This is a genomic window from Dehalococcoidia bacterium (genome assembly GCA_035528575.1).
Classification (GTDB): domain Bacteria; phylum Chloroflexota; class Dehalococcoidia; order E44-bin15; family E44-bin15; genus DATKYK01.
The window spans coordinates 23,802-42,446 of the sequence record DATKYK010000005.1; the positions used below are offsets into that span (position 1 = coordinate 23,802).

At 52.0% G+C, this 18,645-nt stretch carries 22 protein-coding genes; 5 read left to right on the forward strand and 17 right to left on the reverse strand.

Translation table 11 applies throughout. The features are described from left to right. Positions 1-122: 122 nt before the first annotated feature. From tatC to VMX96_00530, 16 genes are all read right to left on the reverse strand, one after another. Complete coding sequence (gene tatC, locus VMX96_00455) at positions 123-869, reverse strand: twin-arginine translocase subunit TatC (GenBank protein HUU62385.1); 747 nt, start codon at positions 867-869, stop codon at positions 123-125. 34 nt (positions 870-903) lie between these two features. Then, positions 904-1,236 carry a twin-arginine translocase TatA/TatE family subunit gene (locus tag VMX96_00460; protein HUU62386.1) on the reverse strand — a complete coding sequence of 111 codons (333 nt, stop codon included), beginning with the start codon at positions 1,234-1,236 and terminating at the stop codon, positions 904-906. A gap of 92 nt (positions 1,237-1,328) precedes the next feature. Then, positions 1,329-1,544 (reverse strand): twin-arginine translocase TatA/TatE family subunit, encoded by a 216-nt coding sequence (locus tag VMX96_00465; protein HUU62387.1) that lies wholly within the window; start codon positions 1,542-1,544, stop codon positions 1,329-1,331. Positions 1,545-1,585: 41 nt separating this feature from the next. Further along, complete coding sequence (locus VMX96_00470; protein HUU62388.1) at positions 1,586-2,416, reverse strand: formate dehydrogenase accessory protein FdhE; 831 nt, start codon at positions 2,414-2,416, stop codon at positions 1,586-1,588. A gap of 134 nt (positions 2,417-2,550) precedes the next feature. Then, positions 2,551-3,261, reverse strand: a complete 711-nt coding sequence (locus VMX96_00475) for a cytochrome b/b6 domain-containing protein (protein HUU62389.1) — start codon at positions 3,259-3,261, stop codon at positions 2,551-2,553. Between the two features lies 1 nt (position 3,262). Continuing rightward, the gene (locus tag VMX96_00480; GenBank protein HUU62390.1) at positions 3,263-4,045 is read right to left on the reverse strand and encodes a 4Fe-4S dicluster domain-containing protein; all 783 of its coding nucleotides are present in this window, start codon (positions 4,043-4,045) and stop codon (positions 3,263-3,265) included. A gap of 19 nt (positions 4,046-4,064) precedes the next feature. Continuing rightward, on the reverse strand, positions 4,065-7,148 hold the full coding sequence (fdnG, locus tag VMX96_00485) for a formate dehydrogenase-N subunit alpha (protein HUU62391.1): 3,084 nt from the start codon (positions 7,146-7,148) through the stop codon (positions 4,065-4,067). Positions 7,149-7,443: 295 nt separating this feature from the next. Next, the gene (locus VMX96_00490) at positions 7,444-7,737 is read right to left on the reverse strand and encodes a hypothetical protein (protein HUU62392.1); all 294 of its coding nucleotides are present in this window, start codon (positions 7,735-7,737) and stop codon (positions 7,444-7,446) included. A 431-nt stretch (positions 7,738-8,168) separates the two neighbouring features. After that, positions 8,169-9,281, reverse strand: a complete 1,113-nt coding sequence (gene arsB / locus VMX96_00495) for an ACR3 family arsenite efflux transporter (GenBank protein ID HUU62393.1) — start codon at positions 9,279-9,281, stop codon at positions 8,169-8,171. A gap of 45 nt (positions 9,282-9,326) precedes the next feature. Continuing rightward, positions 9,327-9,542, reverse strand: a complete 216-nt coding sequence (locus tag VMX96_00500; GenBank protein HUU62394.1) for a hypothetical protein — start codon at positions 9,540-9,542, stop codon at positions 9,327-9,329. Between the two features lie 10 nt (positions 9,543-9,552). Further along, the gene (locus tag VMX96_00505; GenBank protein HUU62395.1) at positions 9,553-10,269 is read right to left on the reverse strand and encodes an aromatic aminobenezylarsenical efflux permease ArsG family transporter; all 717 of its coding nucleotides are present in this window, start codon (positions 10,267-10,269) and stop codon (positions 9,553-9,555) included. A gap of 6 nt (positions 10,270-10,275) precedes the next feature. Then, on the reverse strand, positions 10,276-10,728 hold the full coding sequence (locus tag VMX96_00510; GenBank protein ID HUU62396.1) for a nitrophenyl compound nitroreductase subunit ArsF family protein: 453 nt from the start codon (positions 10,726-10,728) through the stop codon (positions 10,276-10,278). Between the two features lie 79 nt (positions 10,729-10,807). Then, positions 10,808-11,539, reverse strand: a complete 732-nt coding sequence (locus VMX96_00515) for an FKBP-type peptidyl-prolyl cis-trans isomerase (protein HUU62397.1) — start codon at positions 11,537-11,539, stop codon at positions 10,808-10,810. 200 nt (positions 11,540-11,739) lie between these two features. Continuing rightward, positions 11,740-12,003: a thioredoxin family protein gene (locus VMX96_00520; protein HUU62398.1), complete on the reverse strand. Its 264-nt coding sequence runs from the start codon at positions 12,001-12,003 to the stop codon at positions 11,740-11,742. 15 nt (positions 12,004-12,018) lie between these two features. Beyond that, positions 12,019-13,062, reverse strand: a complete 1,044-nt coding sequence (locus VMX96_00525; GenBank protein HUU62399.1) for a permease — start codon at positions 13,060-13,062, stop codon at positions 12,019-12,021. 74 nt (positions 13,063-13,136) lie between these two features. Further along, on the reverse strand, positions 13,137-13,493 hold the full coding sequence (locus tag VMX96_00530; GenBank protein ID HUU62400.1) for a metalloregulator ArsR/SmtB family transcription factor: 357 nt from the start codon (positions 13,491-13,493) through the stop codon (positions 13,137-13,139). A gap of 123 nt (positions 13,494-13,616) precedes the next feature. On the opposite strand from VMX96_00530, the gene VMX96_00535 reads away from it, so the two are divergent. Beyond that, positions 13,617-13,856: a hypothetical protein gene (locus tag VMX96_00535; protein ID HUU62401.1), complete on the forward strand. Its 240-nt coding sequence runs from the start codon at positions 13,617-13,619 to the stop codon at positions 13,854-13,856. Between the two features lie 342 nt (positions 13,857-14,198). On the opposite strand, the gene selA is transcribed toward VMX96_00535, so the two are convergent. Further along, entirely contained in the window at positions 14,199-15,611 is a 1,413-nt protein-coding gene (gene selA, locus VMX96_00540; protein ID HUU62402.1) for an L-seryl-tRNA(Sec) selenium transferase, read from the reverse strand. A 191-nt stretch (positions 15,612-15,802) separates the two neighbouring features. Here selA and yedE point away from each other — a divergent pair, with 191 nt between their 5' ends. From yedE to VMX96_00560, 4 genes are read left to right on the forward strand one after another with little or no spacing between them, the layout of a single operon-like run. After that, on the forward strand, positions 15,803-16,897 hold the full coding sequence (yedE, locus tag VMX96_00545) for a YedE family putative selenium transporter (protein ID HUU62403.1): 1,095 nt from the start codon (positions 15,803-15,805) through the stop codon (positions 16,895-16,897). 9 nt (positions 16,898-16,906) lie between these two features. Then, complete coding sequence (locus VMX96_00550) at positions 16,907-17,449, forward strand: DUF3343 domain-containing protein (GenBank protein ID HUU62404.1); 543 nt, start codon at positions 16,907-16,909, stop codon at positions 17,447-17,449. Next, positions 17,446-18,345: an NAD(P)H-hydrate dehydratase gene (locus tag VMX96_00555; GenBank protein ID HUU62405.1), complete on the forward strand. Its 900-nt coding sequence runs from the start codon at positions 17,446-17,448 to the stop codon at positions 18,343-18,345. Before VMX96_00550 ends, VMX96_00555 begins: the two co-directional genes overlap by 4 nt. Continuing rightward, positions 18,338-18,550 carry a sulfurtransferase TusA family protein gene (locus VMX96_00560; protein HUU62406.1) on the forward strand — a complete coding sequence of 71 codons (213 nt, stop codon included), beginning with the start codon at positions 18,338-18,340 and terminating at the stop codon, positions 18,548-18,550. The genes VMX96_00555 and VMX96_00560 overlap by 8 nt, the downstream gene beginning before the upstream one ends. The last annotated feature ends 95 nt before the right edge of the window (positions 18,551-18,645 follow it).

Consider the following 18,645-nt stretch of genomic DNA (forward strand, 5'->3'; position numbering starts at 1 on the left):
AGAGTATAGCCTTTCTTTCTGATGAGGCATATGTATTATACGGTTGATAGCGATGGATATTAACTGGGAAGGTTCGGTTACGTTAGAGTCTCACTCTAATCTGCCCTCAGTCTCGCTATCCTCTAGGTCGTTTCAGTCGCTGCCCTCTTACTACCTGCTCGGGCCAGCTTTGCTAGCAAGTAGCCAAGCCCATAGAGGAGGATGATGGGGCCAGCAACAAGGGTCTGATTGAGCGGGTCGAAGGTGGGGGTAATAATACCACCGAGGATAAAAGCAATGACAACAGCATACCTCCACTTCCTGCGGATCCACCCTGGGCTAATCACACCGATCTTGCTTAAGAAGAACATTAGTATTGGTATTTCGAACACCACGCCGATCCAGAAGATGAGTCTGGTGACTATGGAAACGTAATTATCCACTGTCCACAACGGCTGTATCTCACCACCGACATAACTTGGAAACGAGTAGTATAGAAAATTTAGCGCCGGTGGCAGGAGTACGAAGTAGCTAAACATGACCCCCACGAAGAAAAGAATAAGCACTCCGGGCAACAGCGTATAAAAATACCCTTTCTCTCTTCGAGTAAGCGCTGGCTTAATGAACATTATGAGCTGGTAGAGCAGAAAAGGCCCTGCGAGGACGAGGCCGCCATAGAGGCTGACTTTCATGTAACTCCCTATTAACCCGGTTACCTCGGTGTAATAAAGCTCAATGCCGGGGAGGGGAGTCATTAAGATGGGGTAGATATACCGTGCTAAGGGGAAACAAATAACGATGCATATGACGACAGCTATTAAGGACTTGAACAGGCGCCCCCGCACTTCATCCAGATGGCTTAAAACTGTGAGTTTTTTCTCTTCTTCCATCGGCCGTGCGGCGTCTCATTGGCCAGCAACCGTGCTATGCCTGTGTCTTCGGTTCCTCCGCCTCGCCCTGTGGAGTCTCATCTTCCTTAGTAGGGGCATCATCTACTTCTTTAGTCAGCGATGATTTAAGATCAATGGCCGCCTTTTTCAGGGAATCCAGGGGATTGTCATCCTTTTTTAAAGGGGTGCCCTCCACTTCCTTGGTCAGCGCCGATGTCAGATCATGGGAAGCCATCTTCAGCCGGCGAAGCAACGTTCCCAGTCTGCCAGCGATCTCAGGCAGCCTTCTCGGACCCAATATCGCTATGATGACAACAAATACTAGAAGTATCTCCCAGAAACCTATACCTAAGAAGCCATCAACCATCCATTACCACCCGCTTAGCCAATCCCTGCAGAGAAGGGACGTCATTTCCTCTCAACTCTTGAGGAGAAGAGGCTATGAGGTTATACCAGAGGCTAACTTTTCTCTTCGCTGGCGGTATCTTTGGTGGGCTCTTCCTTCTTGGACTTAGACTCCATAGATTCCGTGTCCACATCCTCGCCTGCCGACGCCTTACGGAAGCTACGGACGCCCTTGCCAAGAGAGCCCAACGTCTGTGGCAGCTTCCCCACCCCAAAGACGATTAACACGACCACCACTACGATAAGGAACTCCCATCCATGCAGTGGCATACTCCCCTCCTCCAGAGCCTTTTGCGGCCCCTCTTGCTATTTCATGCCAGGGTTAAATCCCCAGCGCTATATCCCAACTCGCACGCCTGTCTATCTAAATCCAGTGTAGCTACCCATTCCAAAGGCAGCAGTACCTCGGATGCTGCCTGGCGCAGATCAATGGCCTTAAGATAGCTCTTACATCGTTCACAAGTATAGACCCGATATTTTCCCTTATCATCGGTAAAGTAAGCCAAGCTCTTCTGCTCCTCGATACCGCAGAAGGGACACTTCAACCGCTGGAACAGCCATTCGGCATCACAGCGAGCGCAGATTAACCACCTGGCCCCTTCCTGCTCTTTAGAGAGGAAGGCAAAGTTCGGCCTACCACCACATATAGGACAATGTCCTCGCCGCCACCCCTTCTGGTTAACTTCCTGTAATAACACACTCGCGTGTGCAGTTAAAAAGGGCTTCAGAGCAGTATGAAGGGCTACATACAACGTATCCTTATCTATTCCCAGCTTCGGCAATGGCTTCCCTTCATACCATGCCCTGGCAGTATCTTCCAAGGGAATTTCGCTCTGTGGATCCACCGAATCAAAGTGCTCGCTGATTACCAAGAGCGCTTCCCTGAATAGGTTTTCCACTTTGGACCAGTCCAGATCCAGGTCGTCGAAGGTCAGTAATGGAGCATGTAGGCTCGTCCGCTCAGCGATAATATCAGGAGACAGTTGTGACTTTTGGACCGTTATCTGCGATTTGGCTTCGGTCTGAATACGCATCAACCGGATATAGAGTTCTATGGGGCCAGGTGGTGAATCCTTCTCCCATTCATCAAGTTTATTCAGTATTTTACTATCGATTTCTCCACTCATATAGCTCTTTATCATACCACGATTCGACCATACCTTTCAAGGGCATGTCGCGCGTTCCAATAGGAGGAATAAAAAGACTCAACCGCCTATACCGATTGAGTCTTTTATTACGTTATATTTGGTTTGTCCTTAGCCTAAAAAGCGCCGAATTATGACCCCTTTTTTACCTTATCATACCACTTCTTGTGGTGCGACTCGGCGTATCTGGCAGAGACCGTCCCCCTCCACATCGACCAGAAGATACCGCGCATCTTGGGATGTAAAGCAGACAGGTAAACGTGAAGAAAGGCGAAGCTCAGCAAGGCGATGAAACCAACATCATGGAAAAAGGCACTCCATAAAAAGGCATCTGCGGAGATGATGCCTTTGAAGAACCACATCAATGCCCCCGTGATAATCATCAACGCACCTGCACTAAGAACCATCAACCACCATAGCTTCTGTCCGGTGTTCATGTGCTCCTGCGGCGGCATACTTTTCTCATCGCCGAAGAAGTAGTAGGAAGGGGCTGCCTGCAGCCACTTGATATCACCCGCCCCCCATTTGAAAGCCTCCCCTATCCCTCTGAGCGCAGCTTTGGGACTACCAAAGAAATATATGACAGCCCAGCCTACCATGATCACTGCGGCGATGCGGTGAAGGAGCCCGCTCACCCCACCGGATGCAGCAGCTCCAAACTGGGGCACAAAGAAGAATAGCCCGGTAATGAACAGCACTATCCAGGTAAACGCGTTCACCCAGTGGAGTATGCGAACCGGCCTGGAATAACGCTCTACCACCTCCTCCCCCGGCGCTGGCGGAGCCCCGAATAAAGAGTGGCTAATGGGGGTCGATTTCGCTTTGCCTTTGGCCGTTGTCATATCACTTGCCCTCGCTTTCGATCTCTATCTTCCTCTTGGCGATAACGTAGTTGAAACCCAGCCCTAGTGCGGCGAGTCCGGCCACGCCCCAACCTATAGGCTGAAGAACGTCCTGCCAGACAGTGGAGGTAGCAGGCACCTTCGGATCCAACGGGAGACCATAAACATCTGGCGAGTCATCAAGGACATACAGTACATGCAGCCCGCCCAGCTCCTCCTCTCCATAGAGGGTGGCATTGCCACCGAGACTGGCTACCCTCGCCTTACCTTCCAATAGCAGCGCTTCCCTGTCGCCATATTGCAGTGCCCCCGTGGGACAGGTCTTGACACAAGCCGGCTCCATATCATTGGTAACACGGTCCTGGCAGAGGGTGCACTTGTTTGCCGTGCGTATGCCGGTTATAGCCCCGCTCCCGCTACGCGGTACATCGAAGGGGCAGGCCTCCACGCAGTAGCCGCAGCCGCTGCATTTACCCTTATCGTAGGCGACAAATCCCATCTCATGGTAATAGAGGGCCTTGGTGGGACAGACGGTAACACAGGCGGCATCGGTGCAGTGCATACAGCTACGCCTGGTGAATAGCCAGCGAAGATTCCCGTTATTTCCAACCTCACGAAACTCCATCTTTATCCAGGTATCCCAGGAAAGGTCAGGGGGGTTCTCATACGTTCCCCGGTTGGTAGTCGATACACCGTGAAGGTCATTCCACTGCTTGCAGGCCACCTGGCAGCCGCGGCATGCCATACATTTACTCGCATCGTATAGAATCGCTTTGTCAGCCATGTTCCTCCTTCCGTTTCAGCTATGCCTTCTTTATATTACACAGGAATGCCTTGAATTCCGGGATCATAGTATTGGCATCACCTACGTGCGGGGTGAGCACGTTAGCGCTGTCACCCCTAGAGAGCCCGGAATATCCCCAGTGCCAAGGCATTCCGACCTGGTGAACTTTTTTACCATTCAACTGAAAGGGCTGGAAGCGCTTGGTCACCAGGGCTATCGCTTCGATCTGACCCCGTGCTGTCTCTATAATGGCCTTGCCTCCATTGGTAATCCCTTTCTCATTTGCCAGCTCCTCGCTTATCTCGACAAACATCTCCGGCTGAAGCTCGACGATCCAGGGCAGGTTGCGGGTCATTTGCCCCGCCTGCCAGTGCTCCACCACACGATAGGTGGTAGCCACGATGGGGTAATCATCCGCTGTACCCTTTTTATCCAGCTCAGAGGCCCAGATCTTGAACGCCGGGTCGTTATGCTGTTTGGACATAATGTTTGCCACAGGGCTTTCCCACGGCTCGTAGTGCTCGGGCAGCGGACCATCAGCCCGCCCCCTGCCGAATATGTTGGCCACCCCTTCCGGCTTCATGATGAAAGCATTGTAGCCATCCTGGTTCATCGGCGCTGCACCACCATCGGGCACATCACCGACCCATTTGCCCTCCTGCCACCAAATTACGGGTTGCTCTTTGTCCCAAGGAACCCCATCTAAATCCACTGAGGCCCGGTTATAGATGATGCGCCGGTTCACAGGCCAGCACCAGGCCCACTTGGGATGAAGGCCAATATCGAACGGTCCCGGTGTCGGGTCGCGGCGGCTGGCACGGTTGCCAGGAATGGGGGCGTCAGGCTCAAGGTCGGGATCCACGACGCTATTACAGTATAGCCAGTTGCCCGATGAGGTAGTGCCGTCATCCTTAAGAGCACCAAAGCTGGCCATCAGCTTGCCGGTAGTCAGGTCGTAGCCATTGACCTCTTTGGCCACCTCTCTGGGATCGGGATCGTCGCCGTAGTTCCAATCCACGGCAGCTATAGCCTCGCTGAGAGGACCACCCTCTGCAGCGTAGAGCTCTCTGACTTTGACCATGATTTTGTTTATGATCGATAGGTCATTCTTGGCATCTTCCGGAGGGTCAATTGCCTTGTATCTCCACTGCATCCAGCGGCCGCTGTTGGTGACGCTTCCCTCCTTCTCATAAGAGCAGGCAGCCGGGAGCATAAAGACCTCGGTCGGTATGTTCGCTGGGGTGACCCCTGGTCTCTTCCAAAAGGCGGCTGACTCCGTCTCCCAGAGATCTACTGCCACCAGCCAATCCAGCTTCTCCAATGCCTTCCGTTCCATATTGGCGTTGGGTCCACCTACCGCCGGGTTCTGCCCCCAGCACATCAGCCCCTTGATGTCACCAGCGTACATGGCCTCAAAGAGCGCTATATGGGAATAGTCATTATATGGCTTAGTGGTCTTTGGCAGGTAGTTGAAGTAAAAATCATTGTCGCTAGTAGCCGCATCACCGTACCATGCCTTGAGCAGGCTTACTATATACTTCTTATAGTTCTTCCACCAGTCGAGGCTCAAGGGATCAGCATTAAATTGGCCAGTGGCCACCGTGGGTCGGTGCCTGTTCACATAGGTATCGAGGTCAACATCCTTGTTCTCAACTTGTGCTAGATAGCCAGGAAGTATGTGGGCCAGGATGCACATATCGGTTGAGCCCTGGACATTGGACTCGCCCCGCATAGCGTTTATCCCGCCCCCGGCGATCCCGATATTACCCAGGAGAAGCTGTAATATGGCGTAGGCGCGGATATTCTGGGTGCCGTAGGTATGCTGGGTGGTGCCCATGGCATACAGGATAGTGCCTGCCTTGCCCGGTGTTCCACTGGCTGCATAGGTCTTACATATCTCCAGATAGGTATCCTTCGGGGTGCCGGTGATGTTGGAAACGGTATCCGCATCGTAGCGGGCGAAGTGCCGCTTCAGGATCTGGAAAACGCAGTTGTTGTCCTTGAGATCAGGATCCCTTTGGGGAATGCCGCTTTTATTCAGTTGATACTGCCAGGCAGACTTGTCATACGTCCGCTTGGCGTTATCGGTTTCATTGTATACGCCCTTGTAACCGCTAAACAGCCCATCCAGCTCATCTGCCCCCTGGAAGTCTGAGTTAATAAGTAACGCGGCATTGGTATATTCTCTAACATAGGTCATGTTGTAGTTATCGGGGTTCGCCTCCATGTCATCGAGCACATACTTGATCATGCCTCCGATGAAGGCAATATCGGTGCCCGACCTCATGGGGGCGTAGATATCAGCCTTGGAGGATGTGCGGGTAAAGCGGGGGTCGACGCTTATCAGCTTGGCCCCTCGGTCCTTGGCCTTTTGCACCCAGCCGAAGCAGGCGGGGTGGTTCTCTGCTGGATTCGAGCCTATGGCCATCATGACATCACTGTTTGCTACATCATTCCAGTGATTGGTCATCGCCCCTCTGCCGAACGACTCTCCCAGAGCCGCTACAGTAGAGGAGTGTCATATACGGGCCTGGTGTTCCACGTATACCACGCCCAAAGTGCGCAGCATCTTTATGAGCAGGTAGCACTCTTCGTTGTCCAGCGCCGCACCGCCCAATGAGGCGATGCCCTCGGTCCGGTTTACCGTGTAGCCCTGATCATCGGTTGCCTTCCAGTTATCCGGGGCATCGCGGGTATCCTTAATCCTTCGCGCGATCTGGCCGATAGTCCAATCCCAGCTCTTCTCCTCCCAACCACTTGCGCCGGGGGCTCGGTACATAGGCTTGGTCAGCCGCCTCTCGTTCAGCTTCCCATCCACCGTCCTCAGCTGGGCCAGGGATGCGCCCTTGGCGCAGGCAGCACCAAGATTGATGGGATGATCGGGATCGCCCTCAATGTTTACGATATTGCCATTATCTGCCTCAATGATAAAGCCGCATCCCGAAGCGTCATAGGGACAAATGGTGGTTATCTCACCGATCTTTTTGTGCAGCGGAATGGGTGAATAACCTAAAACCTTTTTCCAGCCCGCTCCCTTAAACAGAAGAAAGCCAGCAGTGCTGGCACCAGATAGCTTGAGAAAACCCCTTCGAGTTAGCTCCATACGTCACCTCCGAAATTTTTTAACCAAATTTCTATTGCGCTGACTATACTCCACTTTTATGGAAAATACAACGTATCCTTTTATACTCCCGATCCTTGCACCTAGCGCATTAAATCTACATCTCACACTATGAGGACTTATACCCAAAAGCTAGAAAGGCTGATAACAATACTCGGTTTCAATATATATGAAAGGAACTAGTGCTACTGTAATACGTTAATCTTTACTCAGATAAAAATATATTATACCATATGCTGTCAATGCTACCATAAAAAGACATCACAGGCAATTCCTATCATCTATTCAGTTCTCTAGCCCCACCTATCTCTCCCAGACCAAGCCTCTGAGCCAGCAAGATTATACCCTCTTTGGTGCAGAATTGTTTCTCATCGGGGTCGGTAAAAATCCCTCCGTGATCCATTTCGATGATTTTAAGATGAGCCCTAACAGTTCTTTGGTCCATACCGAGTTCGACTGCCAGTCTGGAGATGGAGAAGCAACCGCCATCTCCATCTGCAGACATCTCCATTAGTTTATTAACGATTTTCTCGTGCTTTGTCGTATAATCCCGATAAACTTTACTACTCATGCCCATCCTTCCTAGTTAATTACAATGTAATAGTTTGTTAATTTTTACCAATTCTAGTATATCAGCAGGGATTTGTCAATCCATTTAACTAAGGCTTTGGCAACCTTTCCATAGTATGCCTTATCATCGCTCTTTCACCGGCAAGATCTTCTGGCAATACCGACCCAACACCCTTAGACAATTCAAAATGGCATGGCTCGGGCCTCCTTCGAATTGTCTCAGCAGCGCTCATGGGGACCATTTTACTTCCTGGTTCCCGATAAACCCCACCACATTCAGCCCATCGAGCTCTTATTTAATAGCATCCATCTCAACACTCCTTAATGGTTTCACGGTTGTGGTACACCCCCCCGCTACGGTACTGCTCTCACTTGATTTTATCTGCGAATCCTTTATAGCATTATACTTTACACAGTATTACCTCCAAGAGGCTACCTTTCGTGGTTCCATGGATCGGGCATGGCTGTTTGTTGTAATTCTTGGCGGAAAAACCTCCGTTGGAAGTATAAAGCAACGCTTACAAGGCTGATGAGCACCGGCACTTCCACCAGTGGCCCAATAACCGCGGCGAAGGCCTGCCCCGAGCCGATGCCAAACACCGCTACAGCTACGGCTATAGAAAGCTCAAAATTGTTGCTGGCAGCGGTAAACGCAATGGCGGTGGTCTTGGAGTAGTCTGCTCCAATTTTCTTTCCCATATAGAATGAGATCAAGAACATGAGCACGAAGTATATTAGAAGCGGTATGGCTATGCGGATGACGTCCAGGGGGAGTTCCACTATAATCTCCCCTTTGAGGGAGAACATCACCACTATAGTGAAGAGAAGGGCAATGAGCGTAATAGGGCTTATTTTGGGTATGAACTTGCTCTCATACCATTCCCGTCCTTTGACTCTGATGAGTACGAAGCGTGTCAGCATGCCCCCGAAGAAGGGGATTCCCAGATATATGAAGACGCTCTGTGCGATCTGGGCCATCGTTACGTCCACTGCCGAACCTTCGAGCCCGAAATATCTCGGTAGCACCGTTATAAATACGTAAGCATAAACAGAGTAGAAGAGTATCTGAAAGATAGTATTCAAGGCTACCAGCCCGGCGGCGTATTCGCTGTCCCCTTTTGCTAGCTCGTTCCAAACAATCACCATGGCGATGCAGCGGGCAAGACCTATCATAATCAGGCCGACCATGTAGTCCGGATAGGGCCACAGGAAACCCAGGAACCCAATGGCAAGCAAGAACATGAGCACCGGCCCGATAACCCAGTTCTGGACCAGGGAAAGCCCCAATACACGCCAGTTGCGGAATACCTTGCCCAGTTCTTCGTACCTGACCTTGGCCAGTGGCGGATACATCATCAGGATGAGCCCGACAGCTATCGGAATCGATGTCGTACCCACGCTAAGGCGGTCGAGGAAATCGGCCATCCCGGGGACCAAGTAGCCCAGCCCCACGCCGAATCCCATAGCCAGGAATATCCAGAGCGTGAGGAAACGATTTAGTATTGACAGCCGACGGATAACACTTCCCGATTCCGTGTTACTCAACGCAATCCCCACAAGCAGTGCATGTGCTTTCATCGACCTTTGCTATCATAACGACCGTCCCTTGAACCTCTCCACCGGGCTCTCGCCACCGGTGTCCAAGTGAGACCTGAGCCTCCCTTTTTGAGACCGTAGGACCTTGTCAAAGACCACTTTTTTCAAGAACTTGAGGGCCTCTTTTTCATCGCGGTCGATGATAATCCTCTGAAGCTCAACCAGCTCTTCCTCCTCAATGGCGACCGCTGTCTTCCTGCTTTCAAGCATAACGTGTCTCCTAACTTTGAATCCACAAAACTATGTAGTATATACCCACGCCGATAAAAATCAGCGCTGCAATCCTCCGCATCACTCTCTCTGCTGCAGTGATCTTGTTCAACCACTGAGAAACCTTAGCTACCCCGAAGGATAAGAGAACTGCAAAGAGCAGCACAGGAAGGCCTGTGCCTATTGCAAACACAGCGGGAAACGTGATGCCCCCTGTTGATTTAATCGACAGGGGTATCAAAACACCGAAAAATAGGATCGCGGTATAGGGGCAAAACGCCAGGGCGAAGACAACGCCCATGAGGAACGCCCCAACTCTCCCCCTTTTGGCGACCCTTTCTGCTATAGATGAGAGCCTTCCACTGCCCTGAACGAATGGAATCTTGATAATACCCAGCATGAGAATCCCCACGATGATTAGAAGTGGCCCGAGGAATTGCTCGCCCGAATCCTGAAGTGCTTTGGAAATGCCAGGGATACCTAGACCTGCAAGTATAACCAGGGCGCCAATTGCAGAATATGAGACCATGCGTCCCAGGGTATAGAGGATACCGGAAGTAGCCACATACCTGCGATCCGTGATATTACGGCTAATGTATGCCATCGCAGTAATATTGGTGGCTAGTGGACATGGGCTGATAGCAGCCAGCAACCCTATTAGGAAAGCGGCGATGAAGGGTAAACCACCGCTTTCAATAAAATGGAGGGCGAATCCACTAAAATCCATAAGCTACTACTCCAAACGCTCTGCTATCTCACTCTTTACCAGGTCAACAAACTCCTGGTCATTACCGATCAGAAACCAAATGCCGGTCACTGGTTCAATGTTATCAACGCCGTTTACCACCTTATTCATGTATAGAGATGACGTATAGGCCCCGTATTTGTCAACTATTGCAGCGTTGGCATCATCCTGAACATCGATCAGCATAAATACCAGCTCACCATCTGCCAGCTCATCCGCAAAATACGTATTTATTGTATATTCCACGCCATCACCCGCGTAGGTACAACTATAGCAGCGATTGGTACGGTGGAAGTACACCACCTCTACCCCGTTATCCATGCTGGGCTTTAGAGGAGAGTCCGGGTTTGGCACAGATGAACTGCATGCGCAAAAAACGCCTCCAGCCAGGATTACAATCATTATCAATGTGCAGGACATCGCTTTGGTAAATAAATTCATGTTTCCTCCCTGTTTTCACCTTGATACACTTTTCACCGAGGTCTTACTCTTGTGAGCACAACGTGCCACATTTGCAACCTCAGCACTCGTTCTGTAGACAAACATCCCCCTCGGGGTCGCTGTTAACCCACCACTCACAATCACTATCGTTGGATGGGGTACCTGCCATGAAGTTGGGAACTAGCTTTGTCCATACTATGTCTCCCGGCTGGCCGTCAGCGGTGGGCCACTTCCCATGCTCATCGTGGTAAAGAGTAAGAGCTTCCTGAATGGCATCCCTAGCTTCCTCGCAGGACATGGCAATTGTTGTTGGTAATATTTCTACGAGTTGGATTTCAAAAGTCAGGTCTTCCCCTGCCAGCTGATGGGTGTTCACCATTGTCACTCTCGAACCGGATATATCGATCACCTCGGCTACAATTATAAGGTCGTTTTCTACTCCTATTTCGTATAGCTCACCGACCTGTGGTGGCTCGTCCGGTGGAAATTGGTCTAGGCTCCCCACCACGTCAAGCGGGCCGTATGCTTCATCCGCCGGGATGTGCACAGTTATCGATTCGTCGATGGTCAGCCCGATTACTGCTTGCTCGAAGCTGGGGAGTAACAGCCCATCTCCTATTATGAATTCCAGTGGGTCACCGCCCCGCAATTCGGAGGAATCAAATACAGTGCCATCATCCAATGTGCCTGTGTAGAAAACCTTAACGGTATCACCCTCCTTTGCAGTTACTTCCTCCGTAGAACAAGCTGACATAAATATTGAGCCAATCAGTAGGGCCATTAGCATGAAAACCGATGCAAATCTTGTCATTTTTCCTCCCTTCATATTTAAGGTATTATATCCTATAACGGAACCACCGCAGATTTCGCTTGGGCCACAACAGCCGCCGGAGCAAGGTTGAATAACAACTTCCTCAGCTCCACAGGTGCATTCATCAGAGGAATTGACTGGCTCTATTTAAGTAGCCAAGGGTACACCTCAGTTCCTCTCTTATCGCGGTAAACAGCTCTCTACTTCTCTGCCTTTTGTTCTTTGTCCATAGCGTTAATGATGAACTGGGTGATTTCAGCCTTGTTCGGCACCCGCCCGGAACAGACCGGCTCTTCGTTAAGCACCAGTCCCGGAGTGGTCAAGATGGGATACTCCAGTATCTTATTGATGTCCTTGACCTCTTCGATGCTGGCATCTATCCCCAGTTCCTTTACAACCTCTCTTGTCGTCTTCTCCAGTTGGCTACACTTGGCACATCCCGGCCCGAGAATCTTGATTTGCATTTTTCTACCTCCTCTCTAATTTAATTGGGTTACCAGCCCGAATATGTACCCTGTTATGGTTGCCATCACCACCACCAATGCTATGTATACCAGCGTTTTTTTAATTCCCATAATTTTCCGTATCACCAGCATATTGGGCAGCGATACCGCAGGCCCTGCTAGTAACAGCGCCAGTGCTGGTCCCTTGCCCATGTCAAGGTCCAAAAAGGCCCTTACGATAGGTACCTCGGTAAGGGTGGCAAAGTACATCAGTGCGCCCGAGACAGAGGCAATTAGATTGGCAAGAAGGCTGTTGCCTCCCACCAAGCTTGACACTATCGACTGCGGGACAGCAACTGTAATGATTCCAGCAATGAATACGCCGCCCAGGAGCCACGGCACTATAAGCCTGACGAAGCGAAACGTCTCTTTCATCCACTGCACCAGTTCACCCCTCGCAAACCAGCGCCACAGGATGACGGCAAGAACGGCCATAGCGACACCGGTTGCAATCCAGTTCTTGGAGGCTGCAAAGACCAGGATGGCAACCAGAGTGCCGAGGAATATAATTTGCTGCCACGGCCTTTTGTCATCTGGATTGGCGACCAGCATGTCAAAGGCCTTTGTATCCTTTGTCGTTTCCTCTTTCCGGTAGATAAAGGCCATTATGAGACCAATGCAAACGGCGAACACGATGGCACCGATGGCGCGTCCGATGCCTAAGTCGTAGCCTAAAAGCCGCGCTGTATAGACGATAGCGAGCACGTTGATTGCCGGCGCAGCATATAAAAAAGTAATTGCCGGACCGAGGCCAGCGCCCCGCTTATATATGCTGCCGAACAGTGGAAGCACCGTGCAGGAGCAAACAGCCAGTATTGCGCCTGATACTGAGGCTACGCTATAGGAAAGCCACCTATTAGCTCGCGGCCCAAAATATTTGAGAATCGCTGCCTGAGAAAGGAAAACCGATATAGCCCCGGCTATAAAGAAAGCGGGCACAAGGCACGTTAGGACATGCGCCGATAAGTATTCGCGCAGGGCATCAACCCCACCTTGCAAGAGATCAATAAAAAATTCCATACAATGAACCTATTTCCTTAAATGCGCATTCTTGCATATGTTTTGTATAAAAAAGAGAGCCGTTATCCCACCTCTTATCCAACTGGCCTAACACAACCGGGACCGACACGCTCAGCCTTATTGAGGCGCTCCCTGTCTCGGGCTACCATTTCGTTGGCATCTAGCGCTTTCTCTACAGCTTGAAGAATATCTGAGAAATATTCTCCCGTCGTATCACGGTCTATTGAATACAATGACCACAGGCCATCCTTCCTCAGCTTCAGAAAGCCAGCATCATATAAAGCACTCAGGTTGCGTGAAGCCCTTGTCTGGGAGATCTCCAGCGCCTGCATCACCTCGCAGACACAGCACTCCCTTTCCAGGAGCAGGTTCAGGATCCTGAGCCTGGTCTCATCGGAAAGGGCTTTGAAAGCTTTGGTCAAATCTCGCATGGTCAAACCTCTGTTTAGTTAAACGTTATATGCGCATCTACGCCTATATTTTATATCCACTATACATCTACTGTCAACTCTAGCCGAGCCCTATAATCCTTCAGCACACCAGCCCGTGACACTATGATCAGAAGTTATGGAACCAGCGTTTGGTTTCTACAGAAGGCCAAGCTGATTTGGGGAATATGGTGGACCCGTGATGCCCGGCTAACATCGAGCCTCTTTCTCCGGCCAAACTATATCGCCTATTTGCTGGTACGCAACTATGCTACCGAGGAATCTAGGGTTGCAGGATTTGCTGCGGTGCTGAGGATCGTTGGATTTATCAATGTACCCATAGTCCTTCCAGCATTCAATCTGTGACGAACACAACATACAGCCACACTGATTTTCGAAAGGGGACTTACATCTTCTATGCTCCTAACTTCACCGGTCAGCATTGCTGCCTTCACCACTTTGTACATTGCCTTGATTCTTCAGAATATTTCACTAAAGGGGCCGGGAATCGAGATCAAGCAGGTAAAACATATTAAGAATGAACAAGGGGAGGAGTGAATATGAAAAACCTGAGCTATCTCTTCAGAGCACATATACCATCATCTGGGCTGTTATCTTTGGGTACATGCATCTAATGCGGCGAAAGCAAAGAAGGTTATATAGAGAGATTAAATCGCTCAAAGAGCGCCTGAGCAAGCAAGATTCGAATTAGCGACTCAAGACATTTCGCAGGCGACCCAGCAGAGCCTCTTCCTCTTCCGGGAGGACGGTACGAGGATCGAGAAGCAGAAGGTTATTCTCAATCCGTCCGATGACCAGAGGTGACCCCCTGCGCAGCCTGTCAGCCAACTGCTTAACTTTGCCCCTTCCTCCGATAGCCACCAGGCAAGTGGGCAGGGTGCCACCGGGGAGGCTGCCGCCCCCTACTACGGATTCACCTTCAACTACTGAGGCAGCACCACCGAGTGACTGGCACCATTTCTGGGCTCGCTCCTCTATCTCCTCCAGGGATGCCGAAATCATCCGCCATACCGGGATTTTTACCTCCGCCTCCCCCTTGAGATAGTGGAGCAGGGTGACTGCCAGCCCTGCCAACCTTATCTTGTCGATGCGCACCGCGCGGGCCAGGGGGTGCTTTTGCAGCTTGGCCATAAGTTGGCCCTGGCCCACAATGATACCGGCCTGGGGTCCGCCCAGGAGCTTATCCGCAGAGAACATGGCCAGCCCTACGCCAGCCGCGATGCTCTGCTGCACCGTAGGCTCGGCCTCCAGCCCGAACCTGGCGGTATCCAGGAGGCAGCCGCTGCCTAAGTCATCGAGTACTGAAAGCCGGTATCGCTCCCCCAGCTGAGTCAACTCCTCGATAGCCGCTGACTGGGTAAAACCGACCAATCTGAAGTTACTGGAGTGGACCCGAAGCAAGGCGACGGTTCGTTGGGTGATCGCCTCTTCATAGTCCGACAAATATGTACAGTTGGTTGTCCCTACCTCCACCAGCTTGGCCCCGCTCTGGCGCATAACACTTGGGATACGAAAGCCGCCGCCGATCTCCACCGCCTGCCCCCTGGAGACGATCACCTCCTTGCCCCTAGCCAGGGCACTGAGGGCCAGGAGCACCGCTGAAGCGTTATTGTTTACTACAAGAGCAGCCTCGGCCCCGGTTAGCTGGCACAGCAGGGACTCAATGTGAACCTGGCGGGAGCCCCGCTTCCCACTATCGAGATCGATCTCCAGATTGGTATAGCCCCTGGCACACTCCTCCATAGCTGCCATAGCCTCCCGGCTTAACGGTGCCCTCCCCAGGTTGGTATGCAGGAGAACGCCAGTAGCGTTTATCACCGGGCGCAGGCTGGGCTCTGCCAGAGAAGCGATTCGACTGCAGACCGATCCAACTATCTCGTCAAAAGTCGGGGCAGTTTGGCCCTCGGCGATATCACGGCGCACCTCTTCAAGGTATTGCCGCACCCCCCGGAGCACGAATTCGTGAGAGTATTCCTCTTGAAGGCGGTGTATGCGCTCATCAGAGAGCAACTTATCGACACTGGGAAGGCTACGAAGGCTTTGATCCATTGCGAAGGCAATGTAGCACATCCCGCTAAAGCCTGTCAAACGATATTTCACTGAAGTATTGCGTTAAAATTAACCAGATTTGACAATACTCGTTTCTGTACTCTATAATAATTCATTGAATATAGAGAGCTAACTTGGAGAGGGGGTGAGATCGATGGCGAACCGACGCACATGAGCCGTGAAGCGGCTGAGAGCGTGGCTCTTAAAGACGGGTAAGACCAAGAGAGAAGGAGGGCGTGTTTATGCGCGTTTCACGGCGGTTAACGCCGGGTACATTGATCTTCGCCTCCGCGCTGCTGATAGGTATCCTGGCGGCATTCCTGGTGAAGTGGGGAAACCCACAGAACATGGGAATATGCGTAGGCTGCTTCCTGAGGGATATTTCAGGTTCGCTCGGCCTACATCAAGCGAGTGTTGTACAGTATCTCCGCCCTGAGATCATCGGCTTCGTCTTAGGCAGCTTCATCGCTGCCTATGCCTTCAAGGAATTTCGGTCTAGAGGTGGCTCCGCCCCGCTAGTCCGATTTTTTTTGGGCATGTTCATGATGATCGGGATACTGGTATTCCTCGGCTGCCCGGTGAGGGCACTGCTCCGGCTTGCCGGCGGCGACCTGAATGCTATCACTGGCCTTGCTGGCGTGGCATTCGGCACCTTCGGCGGAGTGCTCCTACTCAAGAGAGGCTTTAGCCTGGGGCGTGCGGTGAAGAGGCCGACGGTAGCAGGGTGGATAATACCGGCGGTTATGGCCGGGCTCCTGATCATGGCGATAGTTCAGCCCGGCTTCCTCATTGAGAGCGAAACGGGTCCCGGCTCAATGCACGCCGCGCTAATCGTCTCCCTGGCGGTGGGCCTGCTGGTAGGCTTCCTTGCCCAGCGGACTAGGATGTGCACTGTTGGAGGCTGGCGCGACCTGTTCCTTGTCAGGGATACCTATTTGTTTAAGGGAATAGTCGGTCTTTTCCTCGGGGCGCTGTTGACAAACCTGATCCTCACCCATGGTTTTGGTGAAAGCCTGTTCAATCTCGGCTTTGAGAATCAGCCAATCGCTCATGCCAACCACCTGTGGAACTTCCTTGGCATGGCACTGGTGGGACTGGCGGCAACCCAGCTCGGCGGCTGCCCCCTGCGCACACTGGTGCTTAGCGGCGAGGGGGATACCGATGCCGGCATGACCGTCCTCGGCCTGCTCGTCGGCGCCGCTATAGCACATAACTTCACTCTGGCCAGTACTTCTGCCGGTCCGTCGGGGCTGGGACCTTGGGCAGTAGTCGCGGGGCTGGTGCTCTGCATAGGCCTCGGATTCCTGCTGCGGGAGAGAAAGACGATACAACGCTAGGAGGCATATATGTCACTTTCAAAATGGAAAAAAAAACCAGCCTTCGAGGGAGGGGGATTGGTTCTGTTCATGGATGTTCAGGCTGCCTTGAAGGCCGAGAAGGTGCTAAAGGGTACAGGGCACGCCGTTAAACTGATCGCCCCTCCCCCGGAACTGCGCAAAGGCTGCGATCTGGCGGTTGAAATAAACCTGGTAGAACAACCGGGCATTGAGCGGGTCTTCGATGAGAACGACGTCTTCTATGTGGAGATCGTTCCTCTTGGAGAGGGGTATTCCGAGCTTCTGGACATCGTACAGGTGACAGATTTCGGGGACTGGGTGATGGTCAAGGCAGGCAACATGAAGCTTACCTTTGACAAGGAGACCGGAGTCATCGTAAACACATCCGGCGGGGGATGCCCCGATATCCCCGTCATGCACACCAAGCTGGTCGATAGAAAGCTCACCGAGGCACCCAAACCTAAGGAGATCGGCTTTACCCTGTGTTCCCTGATGCTGCACCGGGCTTTAGAGGAGAGCCTTCTCATATGGCAGGGGGGTGAGCAACAATGATGCTTATCGCCGGGACGATTCCCGATGAGGGCGTGCCGCTGACTGTTGGTGACGTCAGTATCGAGGACAATTATCTGGCTGTCTTTGGGCACCGGTTTCCCTGCATGCAGGGAACCGGCGCTATGATCAGCGCGGCACTGGCGGTCACTGACTACCTGAAGCTCGACCGGCCCCAGGTTGTTATCGCCGGCGACATCGGCAAGGGTAAAGGGAGCCGGGCAATCTACGAATACCTTATCCAGAATATAAGGACTCTTTCGCCAAGAGTGCTCGCGCTGCACTACTGGCTGCCCGATATGGCCCTAACGAGGAGACTATGCCAGGCCGTCGATAACTGTGAGAGCAGGCCGATCTTAGTCGCCGATGCGGCCTCGATGTATTCCGCCAAGGCAGCGGGGCTGGCTTCATGCTTCGACATCTTTACCCCGGACGCTACTGAAATGGCCTTCCTCGCCGACACCTCAGCCACCCACCCTGCCTATATCGCCAGGCATCTCTTCGATAACGATATCACACAGACACCGAATCTAGTTGCTGCTGCCTACCAGAATAGGGGCGCAGCCAGGTTGCTTCTAGTCAAGGGAGCAGTTGACTACGTGATTCGTGATGGTGAGATTCTGGAAAGGGTGGATGAACCGGATGTGCCTGAGTTGGAGGCTATAGGGGGGACCGGCGACACCATTACCGGCCTGGTCTCCGCTTTCGTCTACGCTGGCCTGGAACCGCATCAAGCAGCCATAATCGCAGCCAAAGCAAACCGTATGGCAGGGAAGTTCGCCCAGCCTACACCGGCAACCAAGGTTAGTGAAATCGTAAAACAGTTCCCCGCTGTGTTTAAGGAATACCTCTGTGAGTGGAGCGGGGTTTGCCTTACACGAGGAGGAAAAAATGACTGAAGTCGATGCCCGCGGGCTATCATGCCCGATGCCGGTAATAAAGACTAAGAACGCCTTGGAAGACATAGAGTCAGGGGACGTGGTAGTCATCGTCAATGACGCTACAGCGCGCGATAACGTTACTCGCCTGGCAAAAAGCAAGGGGTGTGCCATCTCTGTGGAGCGAAAGGGGGATGATTTTTATCTAACCCTGACTAAGGGTTAAAAGGGGCAGAGCAAAGGAACCGAGATTCGTTCCGTGTGAAAAAAGTTGTGCGGCTTCAGCCAAGATGCTATGATGGTTCAACTACCATTCGCACT

Bases quoted from the DNA above. Each gene is read 5' to 3' on its own strand.
- VMX96_00490 (HUU62392.1), bottom strand. From the start codon at position 7,737: ATGAGTAGTAAAGTTTATCGGGATTATACGACAAAGCACGAGAAAATC.
- VMX96_00505 (HUU62395.1), bottom strand. From the start codon at position 10,269: ATGGATTTTAGTGGATTCGCCCTCCATTTTATTGAAAGCGGTGGTTTA.
- VMX96_00515 (HUU62397.1), bottom strand. From the start codon at position 11,539: ATGACAAGATTTGCATCGGTTTTCATGCTAATGGCCCTACTGATTGGC.
- VMX96_00510 (HUU62396.1), bottom strand. From the start codon at position 10,728: ATGAATTTATTTACCAAAGCGATGTCCTGCACATTGATAATGATTGTA.
- VMX96_00535 (HUU62401.1), top strand. From the start codon at position 13,617: ATGATCAGAAGTTATGGAACCAGCGTTTGGTTTCTACAGAAGGCCAAG.
- VMX96_00465 (HUU62387.1), bottom strand. From the start codon at position 1,544: ATGCCACTGCATGGATGGGAGTTCCTTATCGTAGTGGTGGTCGTGTTA.
- tatC (HUU62385.1), bottom strand. From the start codon at position 869: ATGGAAGAAGAGAAAAAACTCACAGTTTTAAGCCATCTGGATGAAGTG.
- VMX96_00480 (HUU62390.1), bottom strand. From the start codon at position 4,045: ATGGCTGACAAAGCGATTCTATACGATGCGAGTAAATGTATGGCATGC.
- VMX96_00530 (HUU62400.1), bottom strand. From the start codon at position 13,493: ATGCGAGATTTGACCAAAGCTTTCAAAGCCCTTTCCGATGAGACCAGG.
- VMX96_00560 (HUU62406.1), top strand. From the start codon at position 18,338: ATGACTGAAGTCGATGCCCGCGGGCTATCATGCCCGATGCCGGTAATA.
- VMX96_00460 (HUU62386.1), bottom strand. From the start codon at position 1,236: ATGGTTGATGGCTTCTTAGGTATAGGTTTCTGGGAGATACTTCTAGTA.
- VMX96_00525 (HUU62399.1), bottom strand. From the start codon at position 13,062: ATGGAATTTTTTATTGATCTCTTGCAAGGTGGGGTTGATGCCCTGCGC.
- yedE (HUU62403.1), top strand. From the start codon at position 15,803: ATGCGCGTTTCACGGCGGTTAACGCCGGGTACATTGATCTTCGCCTCC.
- VMX96_00470 (HUU62388.1), bottom strand. From the start codon at position 2,416: ATGATAAAGAGCTATATGAGTGGAGAAATCGATAGTAAAATACTGAAT.
- VMX96_00520 (HUU62398.1), bottom strand. From the start codon at position 12,003: ATGCAAATCAAGATTCTCGGGCCGGGATGTGCCAAGTGTAGCCAACTG.
- VMX96_00555 (HUU62405.1), top strand. From the start codon at position 17,446: ATGATGCTTATCGCCGGGACGATTCCCGATGAGGGCGTGCCGCTGACT.
- VMX96_00475 (HUU62389.1), bottom strand. From the start codon at position 3,261: ATGACAACGGCCAAAGGCAAAGCGAAATCGACCCCCATTAGCCACTCT.
- VMX96_00550 (HUU62404.1), top strand. From the start codon at position 16,907: ATGTCACTTTCAAAATGGAAAAAAAAACCAGCCTTCGAGGGAGGGGGA.
- VMX96_00500 (HUU62394.1), bottom strand. From the start codon at position 9,542: ATGCTTGAAAGCAGGAAGACAGCGGTCGCCATTGAGGAGGAAGAGCTG.